This is a genomic window from Flavobacterium sp. GW821-FHT12A05, from assembly GCF_058807735.1.
This window is the reverse complement of the sequence record NZ_JBXAQY010000003.1, coordinates 510,821-535,393: the sequence shown is the minus strand read 5'-3', so window position 1 is coordinate 535,393 and position 24,573 is coordinate 510,821. Positions and strand designations below refer to the sequence as shown.

At 33.9% G+C, this 24,573-nt stretch carries 26 protein-coding genes; 17 read left to right on the top strand and 9 right to left on the bottom strand.

The window, feature by feature from the left end; genetic code table 11:
* Positions 1–302: 302 nt before the first annotated feature.
* Positions 303–2,225: a metallophosphoesterase gene (locus AC1RRQ_RS08835; protein WP_493022656.1), complete on the top strand. Its 1,923-nt coding sequence runs from the start codon at positions 303–305 to the stop codon at positions 2,223–2,225.
* 237 nt (positions 2,226–2,462) lie between these two features.
* Here AC1RRQ_RS08835 and AC1RRQ_RS08830 read toward each other — a convergent pair whose 3' ends face one another.
* A complete protein-coding gene (locus AC1RRQ_RS08830) occupies positions 2,463–3,518 on the bottom strand; it encodes a phosphatidylinositol-specific phospholipase C1-like protein (RefSeq protein WP_493022655.1) in 1,056 nt (351 codons plus the stop codon).
* A gap of 267 nt (positions 3,519–3,785) precedes the next feature.
* On the opposite strand from AC1RRQ_RS08830, the gene AC1RRQ_RS08825 reads away from it, so the two are divergent.
* The 5 genes from AC1RRQ_RS08825 (at position 3,786) to AC1RRQ_RS08805 (ending at position 11,381) form a co-directional block, all read left to right on the top strand.
* Positions 3,786–4,310, top strand: a complete 525-nt coding sequence (locus AC1RRQ_RS08825; protein WP_493022654.1) for an RNA polymerase sigma-70 factor — start codon at positions 3,786–3,788, stop codon at positions 4,308–4,310.
* A gap of 83 nt (positions 4,311–4,393) precedes the next feature.
* Positions 4,394–5,317, top strand: a complete 924-nt coding sequence (locus tag AC1RRQ_RS08820) for a FecR family protein (protein WP_493022653.1) — start codon at positions 4,394–4,396, stop codon at positions 5,315–5,317.
* 75 nt (positions 5,318–5,392) lie between these two features.
* Positions 5,393–8,677 carry a SusC/RagA family TonB-linked outer membrane protein gene (locus tag AC1RRQ_RS08815; RefSeq protein WP_493022652.1) on the top strand — a complete coding sequence of 1,095 codons (3,285 nt, stop codon included), beginning with the start codon at positions 5,393–5,395 and terminating at the stop codon, positions 8,675–8,677.
* Between the two features lie 2 nt (positions 8,678–8,679).
* Positions 8,680–10,446 carry a RagB/SusD family nutrient uptake outer membrane protein gene (locus tag AC1RRQ_RS08810; protein ID WP_493022651.1) on the top strand — a complete coding sequence of 589 codons (1,767 nt, stop codon included), beginning with the start codon at positions 8,680–8,682 and terminating at the stop codon, positions 10,444–10,446.
* Between the two features lie 557 nt (positions 10,447–11,003).
* Positions 11,004–11,381, top strand: a complete 378-nt coding sequence (locus AC1RRQ_RS08805) for a SpoIIAA family protein (protein WP_493022650.1) — start codon at positions 11,004–11,006, stop codon at positions 11,379–11,381.
* Positions 11,382–11,499: 118 nt separating this feature from the next.
* Here AC1RRQ_RS08805 and AC1RRQ_RS08800 read toward each other — a convergent pair whose 3' ends face one another.
* From AC1RRQ_RS08800 to AC1RRQ_RS08790, 3 genes are read right to left on the bottom strand one after another with little or no spacing between them, the layout of a single operon-like run.
* Positions 11,500–11,721, bottom strand: a complete 222-nt coding sequence (locus tag AC1RRQ_RS08800; RefSeq protein ID WP_493022649.1) for a PrgI family protein — start codon at positions 11,719–11,721, stop codon at positions 11,500–11,502.
* A gap of 32 nt (positions 11,722–11,753) precedes the next feature.
* Entirely contained in the window at positions 11,754–12,155 is a 402-nt protein-coding gene (locus tag AC1RRQ_RS08795) for a hypothetical protein (RefSeq protein ID WP_493022648.1), read from the bottom strand.
* 31 nt (positions 12,156–12,186) lie between these two features.
* Positions 12,187–12,675: a hypothetical protein gene (locus tag AC1RRQ_RS08790; RefSeq protein WP_493022647.1), complete on the bottom strand. Its 489-nt coding sequence runs from the start codon at positions 12,673–12,675 to the stop codon at positions 12,187–12,189.
* Between the two features lie 366 nt (positions 12,676–13,041).
* Here AC1RRQ_RS08790 and AC1RRQ_RS08785 point away from each other — a divergent pair, with 366 nt between their 5' ends.
* Complete coding sequence (locus AC1RRQ_RS08785) at positions 13,042–13,440, top strand: hypothetical protein (protein WP_493022646.1); 399 nt, start codon at positions 13,042–13,044, stop codon at positions 13,438–13,440.
* A 100-nt stretch (positions 13,441–13,540) separates the two neighbouring features.
* Here AC1RRQ_RS08785 and AC1RRQ_RS08780 read toward each other — a convergent pair whose 3' ends face one another.
* Entirely contained in the window at positions 13,541–14,458 is a 918-nt protein-coding gene (locus AC1RRQ_RS08780; protein ID WP_493022645.1) for a DsbA family protein, read from the bottom strand.
* Positions 14,459–14,613: 155 nt separating this feature from the next.
* Here AC1RRQ_RS08780 and AC1RRQ_RS08775 point away from each other — a divergent pair, with 155 nt between their 5' ends.
* From AC1RRQ_RS08775 to AC1RRQ_RS08755, 5 genes are all read left to right on the top strand, one after another.
* The gene (locus AC1RRQ_RS08775; protein ID WP_493022644.1) at positions 14,614–14,934 is read left to right on the top strand and encodes a winged helix-turn-helix transcriptional regulator; all 321 of its coding nucleotides are present in this window, start codon (positions 14,614–14,616) and stop codon (positions 14,932–14,934) included.
* A gap of 44 nt (positions 14,935–14,978) precedes the next feature.
* Positions 14,979–15,671 (top strand): SMI1/KNR4 family protein, encoded by a 693-nt coding sequence (locus AC1RRQ_RS08770; protein ID WP_493022643.1) that lies wholly within the window; start codon positions 14,979–14,981, stop codon positions 15,669–15,671.
* Between the two features lie 21 nt (positions 15,672–15,692).
* Positions 15,693–17,042, top strand: a complete 1,350-nt coding sequence (locus AC1RRQ_RS08765; RefSeq protein WP_493022642.1) for a DUF6138 family protein — start codon at positions 15,693–15,695, stop codon at positions 17,040–17,042.
* A gap of 148 nt (positions 17,043–17,190) precedes the next feature.
* Positions 17,191–17,667: a TlpA family protein disulfide reductase gene (locus tag AC1RRQ_RS08760; protein ID WP_493022641.1), complete on the top strand. Its 477-nt coding sequence runs from the start codon at positions 17,191–17,193 to the stop codon at positions 17,665–17,667.
* Positions 17,668–17,681: 14 nt separating this feature from the next.
* Positions 17,682–18,296: a thioredoxin family protein gene (locus AC1RRQ_RS08755; protein WP_493022639.1), complete on the top strand. Its 615-nt coding sequence runs from the start codon at positions 17,682–17,684 to the stop codon at positions 18,294–18,296.
* A gap of 49 nt (positions 18,297–18,345) precedes the next feature.
* Here the strand turns inward: AC1RRQ_RS08755 and AC1RRQ_RS08750 are convergent, their stop codons facing one another.
* Both AC1RRQ_RS08750 and AC1RRQ_RS08745 read right to left on the bottom strand, forming a co-directional pair.
* Positions 18,346–19,077: an AAA family ATPase gene (locus AC1RRQ_RS08750; protein WP_493022638.1), complete on the bottom strand. Its 732-nt coding sequence runs from the start codon at positions 19,075–19,077 to the stop codon at positions 18,346–18,348.
* Between the two features lie 31 nt (positions 19,078–19,108).
* Positions 19,109–19,840 carry a YggS family pyridoxal phosphate-dependent enzyme gene (locus AC1RRQ_RS08745; RefSeq protein ID WP_493022637.1) on the bottom strand — a complete coding sequence of 244 codons (732 nt, stop codon included), beginning with the start codon at positions 19,838–19,840 and terminating at the stop codon, positions 19,109–19,111.
* 184 nt (positions 19,841–20,024) lie between these two features.
* On the opposite strand from AC1RRQ_RS08745, the gene AC1RRQ_RS08740 reads away from it, so the two are divergent.
* From AC1RRQ_RS08740 to AC1RRQ_RS08730, 3 genes are all read left to right on the top strand, one after another.
* Positions 20,025–20,252, top strand: a complete 228-nt coding sequence (locus tag AC1RRQ_RS08740; protein WP_053471916.1) for a thioredoxin — start codon at positions 20,025–20,027, stop codon at positions 20,250–20,252.
* Between the two features lie 144 nt (positions 20,253–20,396).
* The gene (locus AC1RRQ_RS08735) at positions 20,397–20,660 is read left to right on the top strand and encodes a DUF2024 family protein (RefSeq protein WP_493022636.1); all 264 of its coding nucleotides are present in this window, start codon (positions 20,397–20,399) and stop codon (positions 20,658–20,660) included.
* A 72-nt stretch (positions 20,661–20,732) separates the two neighbouring features.
* Complete coding sequence (locus AC1RRQ_RS08730) at positions 20,733–21,338, top strand: MarR family winged helix-turn-helix transcriptional regulator (RefSeq protein ID WP_493022635.1); 606 nt, start codon at positions 20,733–20,735, stop codon at positions 21,336–21,338.
* Here AC1RRQ_RS08730 and pdxR read toward each other — a convergent pair.
* The gene (gene pdxR, locus AC1RRQ_RS08725; protein ID WP_493022634.1) at positions 21,333–22,745 is read right to left on the bottom strand and encodes a MocR-like pyridoxine biosynthesis transcription factor PdxR; all 1,413 of its coding nucleotides are present in this window, start codon (positions 22,743–22,745) and stop codon (positions 21,333–21,335) included. The two genes, AC1RRQ_RS08730 and pdxR, sit on opposite strands and share 6 nt — an antisense overlap.
* Positions 22,746–22,843: 98 nt before the next feature.
* Here pdxR and AC1RRQ_RS08720 point away from each other — a divergent pair, with 98 nt between their 5' ends.
* Both AC1RRQ_RS08720 and AC1RRQ_RS08715 read left to right on the top strand, forming a co-directional pair.
* On the top strand, positions 22,844–23,305 hold the full coding sequence (locus tag AC1RRQ_RS08720; protein WP_493022633.1) for a cupin domain-containing protein: 462 nt from the start codon (positions 22,844–22,846) through the stop codon (positions 23,303–23,305).
* 12 nt (positions 23,306–23,317) lie between these two features.
* Positions 23,318–24,205, top strand: a complete 888-nt coding sequence (locus tag AC1RRQ_RS08715) for a dihydrodipicolinate synthase family protein (protein WP_493022632.1) — start codon at positions 23,318–23,320, stop codon at positions 24,203–24,205.
* A 62-nt stretch (positions 24,206–24,267) separates the two neighbouring features.
* On the opposite strand, the gene AC1RRQ_RS08710 is transcribed toward AC1RRQ_RS08715, so the two are convergent.
* Positions 24,268–24,561, bottom strand: a complete 294-nt coding sequence (locus tag AC1RRQ_RS08710; RefSeq protein ID WP_493022631.1) for a DUF3861 domain-containing protein — start codon at positions 24,559–24,561, stop codon at positions 24,268–24,270.
* Positions 24,562–24,573 lie beyond the last annotated feature (12 nt).

Genomic DNA, 24,573 nt, shown 5'->3' with positions numbered 1-24,573 from the left:
AAAGGCTGTCAGAAATGACAGCCTTTTTTTGTAATGAAAATTTTACCGTAAAGGAGTGTGCAAGATTTACACAAAGTTCGCAAAGTTTTAATCTGTTTAATCTTTTAATCTGTAGCTAAAAAAGTTCGCAAAGCTTTGCGTAAATCTTTGTGGACTTTGCGTTTAAAAATGCACTTCAATAAACATTATCATTCGATAACAATACCGTAAACTCATTTCATCATTAAATCAATAAAATTGCTGTAAATTAAATGTCTGCGTCGCTTTTAATGAATTCCACATATTACAAAAGCTTAAAACCTATGAACTTAAAGTTTACTTCCCCCTTAATTATAGTCTTTACAATTTTCTTCAATTATACAATTTCAGCTCAAAATCAAAAGAATTTAGATGGCGTTCAGATTGCATTTTTATCCGATGTTCATCTACAGGATCTGTTTGGGAGCTTCTCTGATAATGATTATAAAGGTGTTTTGAATACCAAAACCGGAAAATATGCGTTAATAAGAACGATGGCCTCGCAGTTACATTCGACGAGAATTTTCAATGAAAATTATTTTGCCTTCATCGCCGCTCTTGAAGATATTGCAAAACGAAAAATAAAATACGTGGCACTTCCGGGCGATTACACAGATGACGGACAGCCGATACACGTGCGCGGATTGAAGAAAATTTTAGATCAGTACCAAAAAAAATACAATATTGAATTTTTTATAACCACCGGAAATCATGATCCGGTTGGACCATTTGCTCAGGAATCGGGAAAAGAAGATTTTTTAGGAAAAGAAGGAAAAAGCCAACCCATTTTTAGCAAAGACGGCATGTATAAGCCAAACATGAATATCGAACAGCCAGTTGTCATAACAGCCGATATTGCTAAAATGGGTTATTTAGGCATAACCAATGATCTTCAAAACTTTGGTTTTTATCCAAATAAAAAATACAAATTCTGGTCGACTCCTTTTGCCGGTTATAATTCCCAAAATTACAGTTACAACAAAGCCGTTGAAGCTTCTCAATTAACCAAAAGAGTTTATAATGTAGCACCCGGATTTGAAGTTCCAGATGTGAGTTATGTCGTAGAACCAATCGACGGACTTTGGTTAATGGCAATTGACGGAAATGTTTATATTCCGAAGAAAACCGATGGTGATCCAAAAGATTCTAAAAGTTATGCTGAAGCCAGTACGGGTTATAATAATGTACTTTCGAACAAAAAACACCTTATAAAGTGGGTTCAGGATATTTCGGCAGAAGCGAGACTTCGCGGCAAAACTTTAGTTGCTTTCAGCCATTTCCCAATGATTGATTTTAATGATGACGCTTCCGCGGAAATTAAAGAATTATTAGGCCCAAATAAATGGCAGTTAAACAGGGTTCCAGTTGAAGAAGTAGCGCAGGTTTTTGCCGATGCAGGATTGAAGATTCATTTTGGCGGCCACATGCACATCAACGATACCGGACTGCGTACCACTGCAAAAGGCAATACTTTGGTTAATATTCAAACGCCGTCTTTGGCCGCTTATATTCCGGCTTATAAATTATTAACGATCAAGAAAGACAATCTTGTCGATATCCAAACCATTACTATTGATGAGGTTAAGGGATTTGATGAACTTTTTGATTTGTATAAAATGGAATATCAGTTTTTGCAAAGCCAAAATGCAAAAGACATTTGGAATATCGATATTCTGAAAACCAAAAACTACCATGATTTCACCGATTTTCATTTGAAAGAATTAGTCCGCCTTAGATTTTTATCAGACGATTGGCCTGATGCTTTCAAAGATTTTATTCTGAATGTTTCGGGAAAGGATTTATTGGTTTTGGCTAATATCCAATCAGATAAAGATTTTGATTTTATTCTGAAAAATAAAGTTCAGTTTCAAAAAGAATGGAACGAAGCCGAGATAAAATCGGAACAAATTTTAGTTCAAAACAATCTCAAAAAAGAAGATTTTAACTGGACAGGAAATGACCTTTTAATCGACTTTTACCGTTTCAGAAGTGCCGATGAACTGGCTTTTGTTGATGTTGGAGAAAAACGTGTTGCAGCGTATAAAGTAATATCAAAATTATTTTTAGATTCTAAAGAAGATCCTTCTAAACCTCTGCAAAAACAGATGAAGTTGTTTCTTGATATCTTCAATAAATTCATGCACGAAGTTCCAGCAGATCATTTTACGGTTGATTTGAAAACAGGTGAAGTTAGGAGTGTTAAATAGTTTTCCGTCTCAGTCTCAGTTTTCAGATTGTGAGTGTGATTTTAACCGCAAAGCACGCAAAGATTTTTTATCTTAGTTTGTGCTCAGTAAACACAAAGTTCGCAAAGCTTTATCAATTATAGCTTTGCGAACTTTCATTTTTATAAAACCTTCTTTAAAAACTCTTTGCGAACTTTGCGTAAATCTTTGTGTGCTTTGCGGTTAAAAAACTGAAAACTGCGACTGAAAACTGAAAACTTACTCGCCATTAACCGGATCAACTCTCACAAAGCTCCCATCATCATATTTAACTTGATAAGGAGAATTAAAGAACGTACTTGGCAGATAATAATCGGTCGTGATGATTTGCGCGCCTGAAGTTTTTGCAGCGTTGAAATGCGTATAGTCATTTGCTCTTGCTTCTTTGGTGTCGGCATCGGCTCTCGTTCTTATAATGTAACCTTTTTTAACTAAATCGGCAATTGTAGCATCTTCTGGATTATTTCTGAAAATAGTTGCTGCTTCAGGATTTCCTGGTTCAATATTAATGAAAACCGCACGTCCTTTTAACGAAGGATGATTTAAAGCATATAAATCTCTTTTGGCTCCGTTATTATCAAGAATAAACAAGAATTTCCCTTTTGCTTTTTTCAGCGTTGGCCAGTTGTTGTTTAAAACCGCTTCTTCGAGTGTTTTATATTTGCCGCGAACCATATCGGGTGTAATTAGTTTATTTCCTAATCCTTTGCGAAGTTCTTTGTCTAAAGCGTCGAAAAGTTCCGGTGTAAATTTCTCTGCTTTTGTGCCAAGGAAACTATCATCGTCTTTTGGTTCTAAAGTAATAAAAACCGGAACGTGATCAGGATTTGCATCCGACCATTTTTTTAGTTCTGCAAGACAGTTTTGAAGCGTGTAGCAAGAAGTTCTAAAGTCGATATCAATCATGTGAAAAACTTTAAAACCCGGTTTTTTCATTTCTCCATTTGGATCGTAAGCTTCTTGCGGTTTTACAAGGTCAAGACCTTTTGGATGTGTAAATTTTCCGCCTTGAGCATCGCCCTGAACATCAATTTCTAATTGGCGCAGCCCTTTATTTAATTGATCTGTAATGCTGATGTGCGTGTATTGCAAACCTTTTAAAGAACGAGTAGTATCTTTTGCCTGAATGTAGTTGTATAAATCCGACTCGATATTATGGCGGTAACTGTTGTGCGAACCTATAACTTGTATCTGGTTGATTTTTAGGTTGTCATTTTGCGCCTGGCTTACTTGTACAGCCCCGGCAAAAAGCAATGTAAACAAAATTTGTTTCATGATTTTTAGATGAAATTAGGATTAAAAAGTATGGAGACGCAGCAAGAGAGAATTGCTAATTTTAGAGATTACTAAAGTAGAGTTGGCATTTAATTTTTGTGTTAGCTAAACGAAAAGAAATCGCAAACCGATTGTGATTTTTGCCCTAAAATCGTAGTATTAATAAAACAAAAGCATTTGAAATTTAATTTAAAGATAACTTTCAGGCAAAAACTATTCGTATAACATTTCCTTATTTTACATCACTTAATGCTACCAAAATTACCAATGAAGAATCCTGAAAATTTTGAAAAAACGTATACTGATTACTGGCAGAAACTCAATGCCTTCTCTTATACGATGACTCAGGATAGAGACTTGGCACAGAACATTGTTCAGGATGTTTTTATTGATTTATGGGAACGAAAAGACGATTTAAACATCAATGCAATCGAACCTTATTTATTCAGGGCGGTAAAAAATCAGATTTTTAAACATTACCAAAACAATCGTTTCGATAAGACGATTATGGAAGATAAATTTGAAGATTACATTATCGACAACTTCACGTCGATTGATCCTGACTTGATGGATTTACTTTATTCTTTATTAGATAAACTTCCGGAGAAAAGAAAAGAGGTTTTATTAATGTATAAATTTCAGGATATGTCAATTGATCAGATTGCAGACGAACTTGGAATTTCAAAACAAACGGTGAAAAACCAAATTTCATCGGCATTAAAACAATTACGTGAAGGCTTGAAAGATCTGGCCTGGCTGGCTCCAATTATCTTTTTTAAACAAAATTTTTAAGATAACTTTCTGTTAATGGTTTCATAATATTTAGCGATAGTACGATTTGATAATTCTGGTACTTATAGGTAACAATAAGTAGTATGATAAAAAGAATCAAGCATAGTTTAGAATATCTTATAGATAAAAGTTCAAGAAATAAAACTTCAGAGGCAGAAGAAAATCTATTGAGCAATTTCGCTTTAAGCGAATATCAAAATGCAAAATGGGACGAATCCTTAATGGGAAATTCAGACGAAGTCTCTAAAAATATATACGACGGAATTCAGCTTCGAATAGTGAAGAAGAAAACAATTAATCCGTATTTAAAATACATGGCAGCTGCCAGTATTCTTTTTCTTGTTGGTTTAGGTTTTTTCTTTAAACCAAGCATTGCAGCAGAAAAGCAATTATCATTTAAAACGTCATCGATCCCCAAATCTATCAAATTAAGTGACGGCTCGAAAATTTATCTGGCAGCAAACTCATCATTTCAGTATCCTGAAAAATTTAATGGCGGCGAAAGAAAGGTTTCTTTATTAAAAGGAAATGCTTTTTTTGAAGTAGCCAAAGACAAAAAACATCCTTTTATTATTACTTCGGGCGAAGTAAAAACGAGAGTTGTGGGAACTTCCTTCCACATTCAAATGTCAAAATCAAAATGTGAAGTAATTGTTGTTACCGGAAAAGTAAATGTGACTTCAAAAGGGCAGAGCGTAGATTTGGTTCCAAATGAAGAAGCGCTTTTTCAATCACAAAAGCTGACAAAACTACAGGCTGATAAATCCTATTTAGTCAACTGGTATTCGACAGATATAACGCTTAATCAAACTACACTTAAACAGGTTATCAGTGTTTTACAATATAAATACGGAGTTTCATTTCACTATGATAATGAGCAGGTATTAGCAACGCCGTTAACGGTATTCATTAAGAAAGACGCAACATTAGAGAATGTTTTAGAACAAATAAATTATATCACAAACCTAAAATTTAAAGTTTATGGCGAAATAGTAAAAGTGGATTAAAAACAAAAAAAGCAGTTGCTGAGAACAACTGCCATTAATAATTAAGTATCGTAAAAAAAACCAATAACTTAAATCATGTATTTTAAACCTTCTTATTTAAATCTAAAGAGTTGTATCTTTTTAGTACTAGCGTTACTGACCATTCAGGGTGGTTACAGTAAAACTAATTCAATAAAAAATTCAAAAGTAGAAAATAAAATAGAAAAAGCTACACTTGTTTCTATTTTTTCAAAATTAAGCCAGCAGACAGATTATAAATTCAGCTACGGACAAGCTGTAATTGCTGATAATACGACATATACAGTAAATTTTTCCGGAGAATCGGTTACCGCAATTTTAAGCGACCTTTCTAAAAAAGCCAATTTCAATTATAACATTAATGGCAAATTAGTTTTAATTCAGAAAGCAGCTGCGCCAAAAGCGGTTAACGTAAAAGCGGTTGACAAAATTAGAGTAAAAGGAAAAATTGTCGACGAAAACAAAGTGCCAATTCCAGGTGCAACGGTAATGGAAACAAGTACTTCAAACTCAACAGTTACTGATTTTGACGGAGTTTTTGAACTTTCTGTTGGAGAAGGAAAAACAATCGAAGTTTCGTATGTAGGTTATAAAACAAAAACGGTTGCAGCACAAACTGGTTTCATGACTATTCAGTTAGAACCAAGCACTGCCGAATTAAACGAAGTTTTAGTTGTGGGTTACGGAAAACAAGCTAAGAAAGATGTTACTGGAGCTGTTACACAATTAGAAGCCGCTAGTTTTAGACAAGGTGTAAACGTATCTGTAGATAATTTAATGCAAGGGAAAGTAGCAGGTGTTCGTGTTGTGAGTACAAGCGGTGAGCCTGGAGCTGGTGTAAATGTTACGATTCGTGGAGTTGGATCTATCAGAAGCGGAAGTACGCCTTTATTTGTTGTAGACGGAATGCCGTTGACTAATGATGATGTGAGTCCAACAGGAACGAATGTTGGATTTGGAAGTTCAACTGCAAAAAATCCATTAAACTTTTTAAATACAAGCGATATCGAATCGATTACAGTTTTGAAGGATGCTTCTGCAACAGCGATTTATGGTGCTAGAGGATCTAATGGAGTTGTTTTGGTTACCACTAAAAAAGGATCTAAAGGCGAAGGAACATTAACGTTCGACTCTTATATGGGAGTTTCTACTGTTGCTCATAAATTAGACGTTTTAGATGCAGGCCAATACAGAAAAGCGATTAAAGATCCTGCTTTTGACCATGGCGGCAACACAGACTGGCAGGATGTAATTTTTAGATCTGCGATTACGAAAAACAATGCTTTATCTTTTGCAAAACAAACAGAATCAGGTAATTATTATGCATCTATTGCACAAATGGATCAGGAAGGAGTTATTCGTAACAGTAATTTCAAACGTATTTCAGGGAGAATTAACGCAGCTGAATCATTTTTAGACAACAAACGTTTAAAATTAAAAATGAATCTTACAGCGAGCCAGACTACAGATGATGGTGTTCCTACAAGTGATGACGGAGGTTCTAACGGACAATTAATCGTTCATACTTTAATGGCAAATCCAACTCGTTCTGTATTTGATGCCAACGGAAACTACACGAACTTCAACATGAACGCGCATTACAATCCGGCTTATTTATTAAGCATTTATGAAGATCAAACGCGTACTTTAAGAGTTCTTGGAAATTTAGAGACTTCTTTTAGAATTATCGACGGATTAGAATATAAATTAAACCTTGGTATTGACCGCTCTACATCAGAAAGAAATACTACAATTTATCCAAACCTTACCGATTTAAATCCAAAAGGTAAATATGTTCAGAACAATCTTGATTCAAAAAATTCATTGATTGAACATTATCTAACTTATTCTAAGACATTAGATAAACATAAATTTGAAGTTCTTGGCGGATTCTCTTATCAAAAATTTGAAAGATCAGGAACAAGTTTCAGTATTGATGGAGTTTCAGCGCAGGGAGCAGGTGTAAAACCATCTATTAATCCAGGTTTTACAGGTACGCAGTCTGGTACAACAGGTTATGCTCAGGAAAACGAATTGCAATCTTATTTCGGAAGAGTAAATTACAGTTTTGATAATAAATACTTATTGACAGCTTCTATGAGAGCTGATGGTTCTACACGTTTTGGAGATAATAACAAATACGGTTATTTTCCTTCATTTGCTTTGGGATGGAATATTTCTAATGAAAATTTCCTAAAAGATTCTCAAACAATCAATAACTTAAAGCTTAGAGCAAGCTGGGGACAAACAGGAAATCAGGAAGTACCAAATAAACAAACTAAGGCAAGTTATTCTTTGGCTGGTCCAGACGGATATTATTTATATAATGATTTAAATCTTGTAAATGGTGTTTCTGTTTCCAGAACAGCAAATCCGGATTTAAAATGGGAAGTTGTTACACAATATAATATAGGTCTTGATTTTAATTTATGGCATGACAAATTTTATGGAACTGTAGACTATTTTAATAAAACAACTACAGATGCTATTTTGTACATACCTTCAACTCCTTTGAGCCAGACAAAATTTATCTGGACAAATATTGATGGTAAAATTGTTAATAAGGGTATTGAAATTACGCTGGGTTCTAAAATCATCGATAAAAAAGATTTCAGCTGGAATGTTGATGTGAATGGATCAACATTAAACAACAAAATTGAAAACTTACCGCTTTCAGAAATCTTAACAGGTGCTATTTCTGGTCCTGGACAATCTGGTGTAAATGCTAATATTTACAAAAGCGGTTATGCGGCAGGTTCATTCTATTTATTACAGCATATTGGTTTTGATGAAAAAGGAGGAAACATCTTTAAAGATCAAAACGGAGATGGTAAAATTGATAACAGCGACAGAGTTATTATTGAAGGAGCTTTACCAACTTTTTATTACGGTTTCAACAGTGATATGAGATATAAAAACTTTACGTTTTCATTCTCTATTATTGGACAAACGGGTGGTTATTTGTTGAACAACACAGGGTTAAATGCTTTAAATATAAACAACTTAGCATCAGATCGTAACGTAGCAACAGGATATTATGAGTCAGGAGCAAACCCAGCAAACTCACCAATTTTGTCTACGCTTTTCTTAGAAAAATCTGATTTTATAAGATTAAATGCAGCACGTATAGGTTACAATTTTGATTTGAAAGGAGTGAACTGGCTTAATGGTTTAACACTTTATGTTACAGGAAATAACCTAATTACAATTACAAAATATACAGGATTTGATCCGTTAGTAAATACTCCTAAAGCAACCGACGGTAACCAATCTATTGGAATTGATTACGCAGCTTATCCAACTTCGAGAACGTTCAGTTTCGGAGCAACTTTAAAATTATAATTATGAAGACAAAGACATTTTTAAGCATAAAAGTTTTAACATTATTCTCTTTTATTTTTCTTCTAAACAGTTGTACTAATCTGGATGAAGTCTTTTTAGATGAAATACCTGGAAATACAGTTTCAGATCCTGCAGGTTCGCTTGCTGCCGCTTATGATAGATTAGGTGACGGAACTTTTGTTGATCATGGAGCCATTTTTGCAATGCAGGAATACACTACAGATGAAGCTATTTTACCAACTCGTGGAAGTGACTGGGGAGATGGTGGGAAATGGAGAGATATGCACGAATTTACATGGAGTTCTAGTAATTCAATTGTTGTAGGTAATTGGGATTTATTAACAAATGGTATTACACGTTGTATAACAGCTATAGAATCGGCTGAAAAAAGTTCAATTCCTGAAAAGAAATTATTTTCTGCAGAAGCAAAAGCACTTATGGCTTTTTACACCTATACCACTTTAGATTTATACGGACAAGCTCCATATAAAGATCCAATGGATCCTAAAGCAACTTTACAAATTTTAAAAGCAGATACTCAAATAGATAAATTAATTACAGATGTTGAGGCTTTAATTCCGGATTTAGCTGATATTGGAACGCAGAGAACTTATCAAGGAAGATTTACAAAACAGGCAGCTTATGGTTTCTTAGCTACAATGTACTTAAACCGTGCAGTGTTTAAAGATCGTTTTAATGCTTCATCAAACTTCAATTTTAATGAACCGGCAGTAAGTGGCGGCGGAACAGATATGGATCGTGTTATTTATTACACCTCTTTATTAATAGATTCAGGTAAATTTAGTTTAGAAAGCGATTTTTTCAAAAACTTTGCAAGAGATAACAATAATGGTAAAGAACTTATTTTTGCGATTTCTCAAAAAATAGATTATATCCGTAACGGTTCGAATAGTTTTGCTTATGTATGTATGGAACGTAACCAAAGAGCATCAGCAGCAAACAGAGGAACAAATGCCGCTTGTACAACTCCTGAATTCTACGCAACATGGGATGGTAATCATGACGATCCAAGATTCGAGCAGCATTACCAATATGCTGACGGTACATGGTTCATGAACGATGGTACAGACGTAAGCGTTCCGGCAACCGACATTGTTCCTAAAAGCGCCAATTTACCTTGGTTCCATTTTAACAGAGGAATCCAGGCTGGGCTTCAATACGGTCCAATATTATTACCTTCAGGATCTCTTGAAATGATAGGTAACCGTATCAAAGTTTCTCCTTTATTTATGGAAAAAAGTACAGGAACAAGAATGAATTTTACTCCATCATTAACATTTGCTGACCCTACAAAATCTGTTTTTGCACAAAACGAAATCAATCAGGGAGCCCGTGTATTTAAATACGAATTTGACCCAGAAGGAGGAAATGGTAACAGTAATGTTGATATTCCGTTATTCCGTTTAGGAGGAATCTACGCAATGAGAGCCGAAGCATATTTTAGAAAAGGAAGTGTAGGTCTTGCAATGGATGATTTAAACAAATTGCGTACAAGCAGAAAAAGAGAGTCTTTATTTGGAAACGCAGCAGGAAAAGCACTTACTTCTTTAGATGCAGCACAATTGTACAAAGAATTAGGTTTCGAATTGTATTGGGAATTACAAAGAAGACCACAAAGCATTCGTTTTGGAAAATATGACTTACCTGGAACAGCAAAACCTGCTACACAGCCATTTAGAAGAATATTTCCAATACCTCAGACTGTTATCGACCAAAAAGTGTTTCAACAGAACCAAGGATATAATTAAGATTTTGTGTTAGTTTATTTTTTATTTTTTTGTAAAAAGCCTGTATTCGGAAGAAGCAGGCTTTTTCTTTTTTTTGAGGTTCTGAGGGACTAAGGTTCTGAGGTTCTGAGGTTCAAAGCAACAAAGCAACAAAGGTTTTTCGTAGAGACGCACTGTAGTGCGTCTAACCCAAAGATTTAAAATGTAAATCTTATTATCAAATTGAAAAATATATAAATATGGATATACGTTGCGTAGACGCACTGCGGTGCGTCTCTACGATTATGATAATGGTTATTTGAAATTGTTATAATAAATAGATTTTCCCCAGAGATGCAGCGCATCTCTAAAAAACCTTTGTCCCTTTGTTGCTTTGAACCTTTGCACCTCAGAACCTCAGAACCTTAGTCCCTCAGAACCTTTTAAAAATATAATAATCAAATGAAAAAATATAATATTTAACTATCATGTAATCAGTATATTTGAGTTAGAATTTTGATATTTTGGAAAAATCTGTTTTCTAAGATAAAATATGATATTTAAAACTCAATTAATAACTCAAAAAAAGTGTAAAAATCATGATACATCAAATTGACACTACCGATAATATAGTTGCATTTCGAGCATTGGCAGAAGTAACAAAAGATGACTTTTTAACCGCAGTAATTCCTGCAGTCGAACATTTGGTAAAGCAGACAAACGAAATTAATTTTTTATTAGTTCTGGATACTGATATCGAAAATTTCACAGCCGGCGCCTGGCTTCAGGATGCTCTTTTAGGATTAAAACATTTAGGAAAATGGAACAGAGCAGCAATTGTAACAGATTCTGAAGACATTATTTCCTTTACAAACGGATTCACTTATGTCGTTCCAGGAGAATTCCATGGATTTAAAAAAGAAGCTTTCAACAAAGCATTAAACTGGGTTGAAGGCAATATTAATCTTCCAAATTAATAATTAGAAAATGTGCCAATAGGATTATAGTCTTCAGCAAATATTAAAAACATGACATAAAAAATGCCCGTTAATAATTTAACGGGCATTTTCATTTAGCAAAATTCGCTTCCTTTTATCACTTTGCTACTTTTTTGTAAACTGCTGCAGATAATAATGGCAATGCAAGACTTCCCACAATAGCGGCAGCTTTATTATGTCCTGTTTTCTTTAAAACAGCTCCAAGTAAAAGAGAGCCAAATCCGGCGCATGCCAGTTGTTTTACTGAAAGATTGGCAGTGTTTTTTTCAAGTGGTTTGATTCCGTGCAATAATGGATCTATGAATTGTAAATTTTCCATAATTTTTAATTTTTATTTAGTTAAACGTATTTTTATTTGTTGTTAAGCTTTTCAATATCAGTTTCGTTCTCAATTTTTTCAATTTCTACTTTTTCCTTTTTTATGGCTTGTCGCAAAAGGGCAAAAAGGCTCATATAAATGTTTGCAATAAATACCAGCGAAAACCCCGCCAAAATGTAACCCCGCCAGTCGTTTAACAAAAGTTTATAATCACTAAAGATTAAAAAGCCAATTGTAACATAATGACTAAAACAATATTCGCAGGTAAAAAGATAAAAGAACTTTCTGGTGAGTAAAAATTTCTCGTTTTGAGAACGTTTTACGCACCATTCATGAGGTTCTCTAAAAATCTCTTCATGTGTTACAGTCCAGCTGATGCAGGCTATAGGAACAGCCAGGACAAAAAGCCAGATAATTTGAGTTGTTACTGCCATAGAAAGGATAATTTTAAACGAAACTCCTTATTTATTCTCTCGGATGATTTTCTGGATAATGTTCAGCATCAAAATCATCTAATTCCTCATCATTATCAAGATCTCCATCTTTTTCGAGATCATTTTCATAATCTACATCCGGATCGTAATCGTCGTTTAGATCGCTTTCTTCGCCGTCATTCGTAATCGCATCATCTTCATTGATGATTCGTTCCTCATTCGGAATATTTTCAGATCTTACATTTGTGTTTTTTTCAAAATCTTGTTCAGGATGGTTTAAATCTCCAATAAACTCTTCCTGATATTGATAGGGATCTTCGTCTCTAGCATAATTATCATTATCAATAAGAGTATTTTGTTCTATAATATCAGGATCGCTTTCGCCAAATTCCTGAATGTTCTCTTTCTTTAGTTCTTGTTTGTACTGATCTTCATTAGAATAAGTACCATCGACAAGAGTATTTTGATCTATAAAATCAGGGTCGGTTTGACCATAATCAAAATTATTTTGCTTTTCCATAACGCTGTTTTTTTAGATTAGTTTTTTAGACATTTTTTCATCTTGTACTTTTGTACTTTTTGTGTTTTTCGTGGCTTTTATACTTGATTGTTTTTAATTGCAAATTTGCATGGCTTATAAATTTCAAATGTTGTGTTTTACAAATTTACCACGCAAGACAGCCGAAAATTTTACACGAAAATAAATTATAGCTGCATAATTAACAGTTACTTATATTTTAATGGAGCTGAGAAATATTCTTTGCGATTTTTTATTTTATTAAATTTGCCTTATCGTAACACATTAAAACTTTTTACAGGAAATGTAATGCTGTAAACAATTCTAAATTTATTTTGAATTAATAGATCATTTTAAAAGTAAAAGAATATGAAAAAGCTATTTTTAATTTCGCTGTTTTTATTGCAGCTATCTGTAGTTTTTGGACAGAATCAAGTTGAAAATTCTTCATCAAAAAAGATTATAGGAACTTGGTATGCTGATGCGAACAGAAATACAAAATGGGTATTTACTACAGATGGAAAATTGTATAATTATGATAAAGATATTTTTAAAGTTCTGTTTCGTTACAGCATTTCAAATAGCTGTCAAAATAATTCAAGTGATAATTCCGAATTTTTAACTTTAAGAGATAAAGACGGCAATGAATTTTGTTTTAAAATAAATGCAATAAACGAAAATAAAAATGGCGTTTTATCCATGATTAACATGAGTAGTATGCAGCCTGTTTTGTTTGTTAATGCTGTAGATACAAAGGTTACGAAATAAAGATAATAAAAGAACTCTAATTTAATTCATATTTATTTAAAACATACGTAATTTACAAGAAAGCCCCAAAGGTTGCTCATTGGGGCTTTTTATTTTGAGATTATTTTTTGCTGTAAAGCGAACCATTTTTAATTGTCTTTTTGTCTATTTTCCCTTTACGGAATAATTCTTCTAAAATAATGGAAGCATCATTAATAGAAATATCTTGAATTACAGCATATTCCTTTGTAGCCAGCGTTGGATAAACTTCAAAAAGTGATAATGCATCCTTGTTTTCAAACTTTTTCTTCTTCGCTTCAGGAAATAAAGCCAGCAAAGCATTTTCGTATGATGAGTAAGGTTTTGAACCATAAACCTTTAATTGGTTGTTATTTTCATCAGCAAAAAACAAAGTCGGAAAGCCTCTAACACTAAGATTTTTGGCAAGATTTAAATCGTCTCGAAAAAGTTTTACACCATCGCCTTCATAATCTTTTGTTAGCTTTTCGACATCCAGATTGGCAATTTTTGCAGCTTCGGCAATATTTTCCCATTTCGCAATATTCTTCTTTTCGAGATATAATTTCTCGCGCAGCATACGCATAAATTTCACGGCTTTTTCTTTACTCTGAATCTGCGCGGCTTTCATGGCAATACAAGACGGATAAGAAGAATCCAGCGGATCTTCAAGCCATACGTTGCCATCAATTGGCATTTCATAATGCAAACTCGCTTCATCCCAATGATGCGCCACATCTGAAGGTTTGCTGATACCGCCGTTATTGTAACTCCAATCCGGAAGTAAACCGCCCATTCGGTAATCAATTTCAAAATAATCGCCGTATTCCAGTTTTAGTTTTCTCAATTGTGGTTCAATTCCCCAGCACGAAGAACAAATAGGATCTGTATAGTAAATTATTTTTACGGGTTTATTTTCTGTTTTAATGACTGTTGTTTCATTTGTGGTTTCTCCAATTGGCATTTCACAGCTTCCAGTTGCAGGATCACACAATAGCGGATTTGTTTTATTTTCGTTCATCTTTGAATTAGTTTGCGATTGACAGCTTATACTGCAAATCAAGATTAATAACAGCGACAGTATTTTCATAACAACTGCTTTTATTTACGCTTAGGTTTTTTAATTTTACGCAAAGTTCGTCCGTATTTAATCACAAGTCAATTAGTCTAAAAAACATGACTACAGAAAACAGCACAGAAAAAGAAAATGAATGTCCGGCTCAGGGACTTCTGAAATTATTATCAGGCAAATGGAAATCGCAGATTTTTCTTTTGGCTCTTGATGGGCCTTTGCGTTTCAACGGACTTTTAAGAGATCTAAAAGGCGCGAATAAACAATCTGTAGCAGTCGCACTTCGGGAACTCGAAGACTTTGGACTCTTAGATAAAAAGGTCATCAAATTGAAACCTTTACATATCGAATATACTTTATCAGAAAAAGGAAAATCGCTGATTCCGGTTTTTAGGCAATTAGAGTTTTTTTCTGAGAAATTATAAATACCAAATCGGGATTTTGTAAATCCCTTTTACAATTACCTACTATGAATTATATACAAAAAATTAAACGCCTTTATAATCTCTTTGAAAATGAAAATTACGGATTCTCAGAAATTGAGATTTTAGCTCTTGAAAATAAATTAAAAGTTACACTTCCGGCAAAACTTAAAGAATATTATCTGGAGTTAGGGAAAGAAGAAAATCTTAATTATTCTTTCAACCGATTCTTAAAGCCTGAGGATGAAGTTGATTTTTCAGATGACGGATATTTGGTTATTTATGAAGAAAATCAAGTTGTAGCATTTTGGGGAATTAAAAAAGAAGATTTAAAACTCGATAATCCGCCGGTTTATGGCAATTACGATACAATCGAAAAATCAGATTGGGAGATAGAAACTCAAACTACAGAGAACTTCTTTTTATTTATGGCTGTTTTTAGCGGAACTTTAGGCGGATTAAAATACAACGGAAATCATTTCGGCGAAATTGATTCAGATATTGTAAAGTTTGTAGAAGAAAATTGGAAATTCGTACCTGAAATAAGCAGAGACAATCAAAAAGTATATACTGATGATTTTTATGATGTAATTAGTCTGTCTTTTGACAAGGATGACAATTGCACTGCGGCTTTTATCGGAACAAGTGATCAGGAACGTTTTGATAAAATTATAGAAAATTTAGATATTGATTGGTCTTATCTTTCATACGACGATGAAGAGGAATATGAAGAAGACTAATTATAAAATCAAAAAACGACAATGAGAGAATTAAATTATCTGGTAAAAATTGAAGAAAACGAAGCACTTTTAGAAAGATTCATCGCAGCTATAAATAACGGAACCATTAAAGTTGATGAAGCATATCCAGGACCTTATGTGTTAGATTCCGGAGAGAAGTTTCTTCTGGATTCTATTGTGAAATATTTTTTTCAGACACGACCTTTCTCCAAAGAATTATATATTTCGTTTATCGAAAAACTAAGAAAACTAAGCAGTTTTAGAAGTTATGAATATACTTTAGGAAATTTAACTAAAGAGCTGATTTGCGCTGAATTCGATCGCGTTCAGAAAAATAGTTCGAGAATATTTGTTCCGAAAACTGGAGAAATACTGCCTAAAACAATTCTAACAAATGAAGAAAAAGAACTTTTAAGTTTTCTATGTTATTTAGCCGTTTCTCATATCAAATACGGACCAAGTTATGCCTCAGTTACAGCAAATCAATACTTTGATGTGGTGACGGCATTGGGTTCTGATGAAGTAGAACAGCTTAAAAAGAACGGAACAGGAAAATTACCAAAAGAATTAACCAATTATAAAGACAATGATATAACAGCAAAAGCAAACGATGTTTTTGCAACAATCAATATCAAGCTCGTTAATGATACCGAAGATGCTTATAAAAAAGCATTAATGTTTATAAATAATCTTCTTAAATCTGATTTTCCTAAGAGCTATGAAATTGCTTTTTCAGCAAAAACGAAAGAACTGCTTCCTGTAAAAGGACTTCCAAAATGCGGACAGAATTTTCTATTTGCGGGCGCTGTAAAATATCCAAATCTGCATTCTCAAATTCTGGAATATATTAATCTTACCCAACAGAAATACGAATGGTATAATAACCTGGAAGATGAAAATTGCGCCATGCCATCTACGTTTGCTGCTTTTGCCTTAGGCCTTCAAAGTGAAAAATATTTCGAAACCTTGATAGAGTATTATAAAATAGTAGATGAGGAACATCAATCGATTCAGGCAAAATTTACGCCGGTATTTTTGGAGAAATTCGGTATTAATGAGAAATCAATTAAAGTTTACATTCATGCGATTTTATCCATGCAGGAACACCCGCATAATAAAGCTTTTGTATCTTATTTCTCGAATGAAAATAGTCTGAAATTGTTATTAGATATTAAAGAAAATTTCGCGGCCTATTATTTTTCAGATGAAGATTTAAAAGAATTCTCGGATAGCGGAAATGACGCTCAGGAAATGGCAGATTATTGTTGGGAAAGTGTGATGTACACCACGTTCGGACAAAGCCAAAATTTCAGCAAAATAAGTAAACAATTAACTGAGGAAGAAAAAGTAATATTTGAAAAACTAAAATAAAACATTCCAATAGAACAAACCTCTGAGCCTTTGAACCTCTGCAACTTTGCACCTCACAAAAAAACAGCCATTAAACTTTTATTAACAAAAAGTAAGTATTCATTCTTTTATATTTGTAAGGCACAATAATCCTAAAGCATTGTACCTCATGAAAATCAAGTCTTTTTTGTATATATTTCTCTTTGGTGTTTTTTCGGTTTCGGCTTATAGTCAAAATGTTAAGCTGTTGAATATAGACCAGCTGAATGAAAGAATTAAAATGGGAAAAGACACCACTTATGTAGTGAATTTCTGGGCAACCTGGTGCGCGCCGTGCATTAAAGAATTACCTCATTTTGAAAAATTAGGTGCCGAATACAAATCGGAAAAACTGAAGGTTTTATTAGTAAGCCTTGATTTTAAATCGAAATTAGCTTCGAATGTCGTTCCGTTTGTAAAAAGAAAAAACCTGAAAAACGAAGTGTTTTTATTAAACGAAAGCAGTCCGCAAGAATACATTGACAGAATAGATCCATCGTGGTCTGGAAGCATTCCGGCAACGCTTTTTATTAAAGGCGATAAACGAAAATTTGTCGAAAGCGAATTTACCTATGAACAATTATTAACTGAATATAAAAAACTGTAAACCCGTAAACCATTATGAAAAAAATAATCTTATTATTAGCATTAGCGTTTTCTGCCTTTCTAGCTCAGGCACAAACAGGAACAACACTTAAAGCTGGAGATACCGCACCGGATTTTAAGCTGAAAAATGTAGACAATAAAGAAGTTTCTTTAGAAAGCTTTCCAAAAGCAAAAGGTTATATTATAGTTTTTACCTGCAATACCTGTCCTTATGCAGTAGGTTACGAGCAAAGAATTATCGATTTAGATAAAAAGTTCAAACCGCAGGGATATCCGGTAATTGCCATTAATCCAAACGATCCGGAAGCTTCTACAGCAGATACTTTTAATAAAATGCAGGATTTGGCAAAGGAGAAAAAATATCCTTTCCCATATTTATTTGATGCAGGACAAAAAATTACAGACGAATACGGAGCAAAACGCACACCGCATGTATTTATCGTTTCAAAATCAGCAAAAGGAAACGTAGTAGAATATGTTGGAGCAATTGATAACGATCCGGAAGGAACAAAAGCAGATAAAATAAAATACGCCGAAGATGTAATTGCATCTTTAAAAAGCGGTCAAAAGCCGGCTATAACGCAGACTAAAGAAATTGGCTGTACCGTAAAAAGAAAAGCAAAAGCTTAATTACCAGAATTTAATTTGTTAAAAATGCCTCAGTATATGAGGCATTTTTTTATAGAATAGTGTCAAGTTTCTTTTGTTCCTGAAGTTCTAATTCGGCAATGATTTGTCTTTTCATTGTGGTATGAACATAATCTTTTGCTTCGGCGTATGAAATCACATATTTCCTCGGAATATCCTGCAAACGAATAGGAAAAGGAGCTAATAATTTATCATAGTAAATATCCAGTTCTTTTTCGTCTGGCATTTCAAATTTCAGTTTAATTTGAAATCTTCGCAGTAAAGCCGTATCAATACTATTGTAAAAATTAGTAGCACAAACAAGTAAACTATCGGTTGGGAAATAATCTATTAACTGAATAATAGTGTTTACCAAACGTCTCATTTCGGCAACATCTTTGTCGTCGCTTTCGCGGCTTTTTCCAATTTGGTCAAACTCATCAAGAAACAAAACCGCTTTTTCGCGAATTGCTTTGTCGAATATTGTTTTTACATTTTTAGAAGTTTCTCCAATTTTAGCATTAATCAAAGTGCTGAGATTGATAATGACAATATTTTTATTTAAAGCCGTTGCAATTGCTTTTGCCGTTGTCGTTTTGCCGCAACCGGAATGCCCGTGAAGCAGTATTTTATTATCGACTTTTAGATCGTACTTTTTTAATTCGTCAATGTATTTATGTTCTTTTATCGTCTGAAAAAGAGCCCTTTTATTCTCTTCGCTAAAAAATAAATCGTCCAGCGCAATTTTCTCGGTATCGTTTACAACAAGTTCGTATAAATTCATTTTCAAATTTTATTTGGTGCAAAATTAGGTTTTATTCTGCAATATTTTCGTTCCAGATTTCTTTGCCTAAAAATCGGTTTCCAAAAATCGAAGTTCCTACTCGTACAATATTAGAACCTTCGGCAATAGCCAATTCTAAATCCTGAGACATTCCCATCGAAAGTTTTAAATTCATTATTCCATCAATTTGAGCTTTATAAACAGCATCTCTTATTTCTCGAAGTAAACGAAGTGATGGACGCATTTTTTCTTTCTCGACATCTAATAAACCAATCGTCATTAATCCTTTGATTTTTAAAGTATCATATTTTCTGATTTCTTTAATAAAAGCAATCACTTCTGATGGAGGAAGGCCAAATTTACTTTCTTCAAAAGAGGTATTTACCTGAATAAAAACAGCAATGGTTCGATTTTCTTTTTGAAGCTGTTTGTGTAATTCTTCGGCCAGACTTAATCGGTCAAGAGATTGAATACAGCTTACATATTTCAAAACATCTTTAACCTTATTGGTCTGCAAATGACCAATAAAATGACGTTCAATATTTAGGTCTTTCAGCTCCGAATCTTTATCTCGGAATTCCTGCATTTTATTCTCGCCAATAAGATTCTCTCCGGCTTCAATGGCAATTCGTATTTTTTCTGCAGGAACTGTTTTTGTCGCCAGCAATAATTGCACATCTGAAAGTTCTCTGCCAGAAAGTTTACAAGCTTTTTCGATTCGATCGTGAACCTGTTTCAAATTATAAATAATATCCTCTTTCATAAGCAGCAAAGTTAAAACTAATGTGGATCGTAAAAAAGATCCAGTTTTTTCTATAGGAACTAGTCCAGATAAAACGATATGCTGGACCAGAAAACTGTAGAAAATGACAAAACTGGATTATTTAATGGTTAGGTATCCTGCCTAATTTTGTCTCGGCAATAAAGTCAAATTAAAATCAAATCAAATGAGCAAATCAATTTTTTATCACGCAGGTTGTCCAGTTTGCGTAAGCGCAGAACACGACATTTTAAATTTAGTTAAAGATGTTGAAGTAGTAAACATCGGAGAAGACAGATCCCGAATTGCCGAGGCTCAAAAAGCTGGTATAAAATCAGTTCCGGCTCTGGTAACACCAAACGGAAATGTATTGCATATTAACTTTGGTGCTTCTATGGAGGAAGTGATTGGGTAATTTTAGGTAACCTTTAAACTTTGTCAAAGTTTAAAACTTTGACAAAGTTAAGTTTCCAAGTAAGTAGTAAACAGTCACGGTAAACAGTCGCAGTGAACAACAAACCAAAAACAATAAACTAAAAACAACAAACAACAAATAAAAATGAAAGTAGCAGTATGGGATACTTATGTAACCCGAAAAGATGGAAAAATAATGCATTTTGATATTTTGGTTGATGAAAATACAGACGATGCAAATCAGGTTTTTGAATATGGAAAACAATACCTTAAAACAGTTTTACAGGAAGGTCAGCCTTTGACGGCCAAAGAATGCAGCTTTTGTCATATAGATAAAGCGCCTGCAGACATTGAAAATCAAATTCTTAAAAACGGATTTTCGATTATTGAAATGGAAAACTGTTATTGATTTTTCGCTTTAGAATTATTAATTCGATAGACTGAAAGTGGGGGCTTTCAGTCTATTTTATTGAATACAATTATGAAAAACATCTTCAATTTAGAAACACAAAACAATAGTTTAGACGGCAAAATTACAGCTGGATTTGAGCGTTTGTCTCAGGTTTTCAGAGTTTTGTTATGGGAAAAAGCAAAAAAATATGATTTAAGTCCGATACAAATTCAGGTTTTGACTTTTATCAAACATCACACAAAAAATAAAGCAACTGTGAGTTATCTGGCAAAAGAATTCAATGTTACTAAAGCCACGATCAGCGATACCATCAAGATTTTGGAACAAAAGAAATACATTACAAAAACGGTAAATACCACTGATTCCAGAAGCTATACAATGGATTTAACGACAGCAGGTTTAGAAATGGTTCTTTTAACCGAAGATTTTACAGATCCTTTATTTGATTTAGTTTCGGCAGGTTCTCCAAAAGATAAATTGGTTTTGTGGAAAAATATAAGTTCGCTGATTCAGCAATTACATGATTTGCAAGTTATAAACGTTCAAAGTACTTGTTATAACTGTGGTTATTTTGCACAGCAAAACGGAAATAAACATTGTAAATTATTAGACATAAAATTAGAAACAACAGATATTAGATTAGATTGCAGCGATCATAAACCCGCTCGGTTATAAATATTTTGAAAGCGCTGTAATTCCTTCTTCCATTTGCTGCTCGGTTAAAGAAGCATATCCCAGTCTAAAACCATTTATAGGTTTGCCAAAACTAAATTTCTCGGGATTTATTAGTTTTATTCCTTTAGAAAGCAATTCGGTGCATATTTTTTCGGTGTCTACTATTTTATTCGGAACAATCCAAAATGCCAGACCGCCTTCGGGTTTACTAAAAGTAATTTTATCTTTTAAGTGAAGCTGGCAAAGGCTTTCAAAATAATCTCTTTTTGCCTTATAAATAAGGTTTGTTTTTTTGAGATGTCTTTTAATTTTTCCTTCGTTTATAAGATGCAGAACCGCTTCTTCCATAATATTGTCGCCTTGTACATCGATTATTTTACGATGATTGGCTATTTTATTAATATTTTCAGAAGAACTTGCAACATAACCAATGCGCAAAGCCGGAGCCACAATTTTACTTAAAGTACCAATGTATATGAAGTTCTTGGCGTTGCTGTAACTCGAAATAGGCAGAATTGGACGCTGTCCGAAATGAAATTCATTATCATAATCATCTTCAATAATCGTAAATCCGTATTGATTCGATAATTCAATAAGTTTTAATCTTTTTTTCAAACTCATCGTTACCGTCGTTGGAAATTGATGATGTGGTGTTACATAAATTGCTTTTATCGAAGAATGTTTTTTGAGGTGGTTTTCTACTTCTTCTAAATCTAAACCATCTTTAGTGACATTAACCGGAAGCAGACTGGCACCGGCATTTTCAAAAGCTTCCCAGGCAGGTTTATAACCTGGATTTTCGATCATTACATAATCTCCTTTCGATAATAAACAATGCGCCGCGAGATACATCGCCATTTGACTGCCTCGTGTTATACAGATTTCATCTAAAGAAACATTCATACCACGTTTAAAATTCAGCATTTGTACAATCGCTTTTCTAAATTCGGCATTACCCAGTTCATTGCTGTAACCCATAATCTGCCAGCGCGATTTTCTGTTGAATATTTCACGATAGGCACGCGCCAGATCGTTCATAGGAGCAAGACGGCTGTCAGGAAGCCCATCATCAAAAACAAGATGCGGTTTATGATCTTCACTTGCAATATTGTTTTTTGTTTCTGTCTTTTTACTGGAGTTTATTTCAGGAAGAATATCGGCAATAAAAGTTCCTTTTCGATCCATTGTAATCAGCCAGCCTTCGGCAATCAAAACATCTAAAGCTTCAATTACCGTGTTTCGGTTTACGTTTAATAGTCCAGCCAGCTGACGGCTTCCAGGCAAAGCGTTTCCGCTCGTCAGTTTTCCGGATTTAACCGCAATGATTATGGCATCAGCAATTTGCAGGTAAAGCGCCTTGTCTGATTTTTTATCTAAATGAATTTCAAATTGCCATGGTCTCAACATCTGGACTACTTGTTTATATTAAAACTGTGTTATATTGACAGTCCAAAGTTACAATATTTTTGTCTCGCAATAATGCATCAACTAAAATATAAATGAACATGGAAACCCAAGAAAAAAAATTCTCGTCTAAAGATTTTCACCAGACTTACGCACGACCAAGTTTTGTAATGCCGGACAAATTAATTCACAGAAATGTAGAAAATGCCGGAGAACACAATCAATTTTCTACAGAGAGAAAACATCCAGTATTTTTTGTAGATCTTCCTAGTAAAAATGTGAGCATGACGATTGGCGGACTGCTTCCGGGACAACTTACAAACCGACACCGACATACTTATGAAACGCTGCTATATGTAATTGAAGGTTCTGGTTATACCGAAATTGAAGATCAAAAAGTAGAATGGAAAGCCGGTGATGCGGTTTATATTCCGGCTTGGACCTGGCACAGACATCAAAATTTGAGTGATACCGAAAATGCAAAATATATCGCAACAGAAAACGCGCCTCAGTTGCAAAATTTAGGAGTAGCATTAAGAGAAGAAGAGGGTAGAGATCTATAAAACAAAAATCAGATGAAAGACACACAATTTAAAGGTATTATAGCTTATCCTATAACTCCGTTTGATGGAAATGAAAAAGTAGATATCGAACTTTACAAAAAATTATTAGAACGTTTAATCGTTTCCGGATCTCATGCCGTTGCGCCGCTTGGAAGTACTGGTGTAATGCCGTATTTGAATGATGAAGAAAAAGAAGCTATTACAGAAGCGACTGTAAAGCAAGTAAAAGGCAGAGTTCCTATTTTGGTTGGCGTTTCTAATTTAACAACAGAACGAACTATTTATCATGCAAAATCGGCAGAAAAAGCGGGTGCCGATGCAGTTATGATTATTCCGATGAGTTATTGGAAATTAAGCGATGATGAAATTGTAAAGCATTATGATGCGGTTGCAAAACAAATATCAATACCTATTATGGCGTACAACAATCCGGCTACGGCAGGAATCGATATGTCGCCTGCATTATTGAAAAGAATTCTCGAGATACCAAATGTTACGATGATTAAAGAAAGCACGGGCGACGTGCAGAGAATGCATTATTTAAAGAAAGAATTAGGAGAGAATGCCGCATTTTATAACGGATCAAATCCGCTGGCGCTTTCGGCATTTGCAGCAGGAGCAACAGGCTGGTGTACTGCAGCGCCTAATTTAATTCCGGAATTGAATATTGGGTTGTATAATGCTGTTCAGGAAAACGATTTTAAACAAGCTCAGAAATTGTTTTACAAGCAAATTAATTTACTGCGTTTTATTGTAGAAAAAGGACTTCCAAGAGCGATTAAATCTGGTTTACATCTTCAGGGAATTGAAGGCGGACAATTGAGAAAACCATTGCAGCCTCTTACCGAAAAAGAAATTAGTGATCTAAGCAGTATTTTGAAACAGGTTAGTTCTAATTAAATAAAAAAAGGCATAATCTCGATTGAAATTATGCCTTTTTTATTTTTAAAACTTATAGTAAACTACAAGCTTTTTAGTTTTTTCATGAAGACAGGAAACACTTCGTTCAATTCGTCGAATAATGGATTTTTGCGGTGTTTTAGTTTAATTTCGCTGAACAATTTTAGACCAAGTGCAAATTGTGTTGCTTCATAAGGGTTTTCAAAGATATTTTTTTCTCTTATTCGGTCAATAATTCCAAAAATCTCGTCGTGATTATCAAATTCAATCCCGAGTTCTTTTGCCGGTTCGGTATCACCGTTTGCGTATTCTTTTAAGCTTAATGTTAAATAGTATTTGTTTGATCTTTTTTCCATGGTATTAAATTC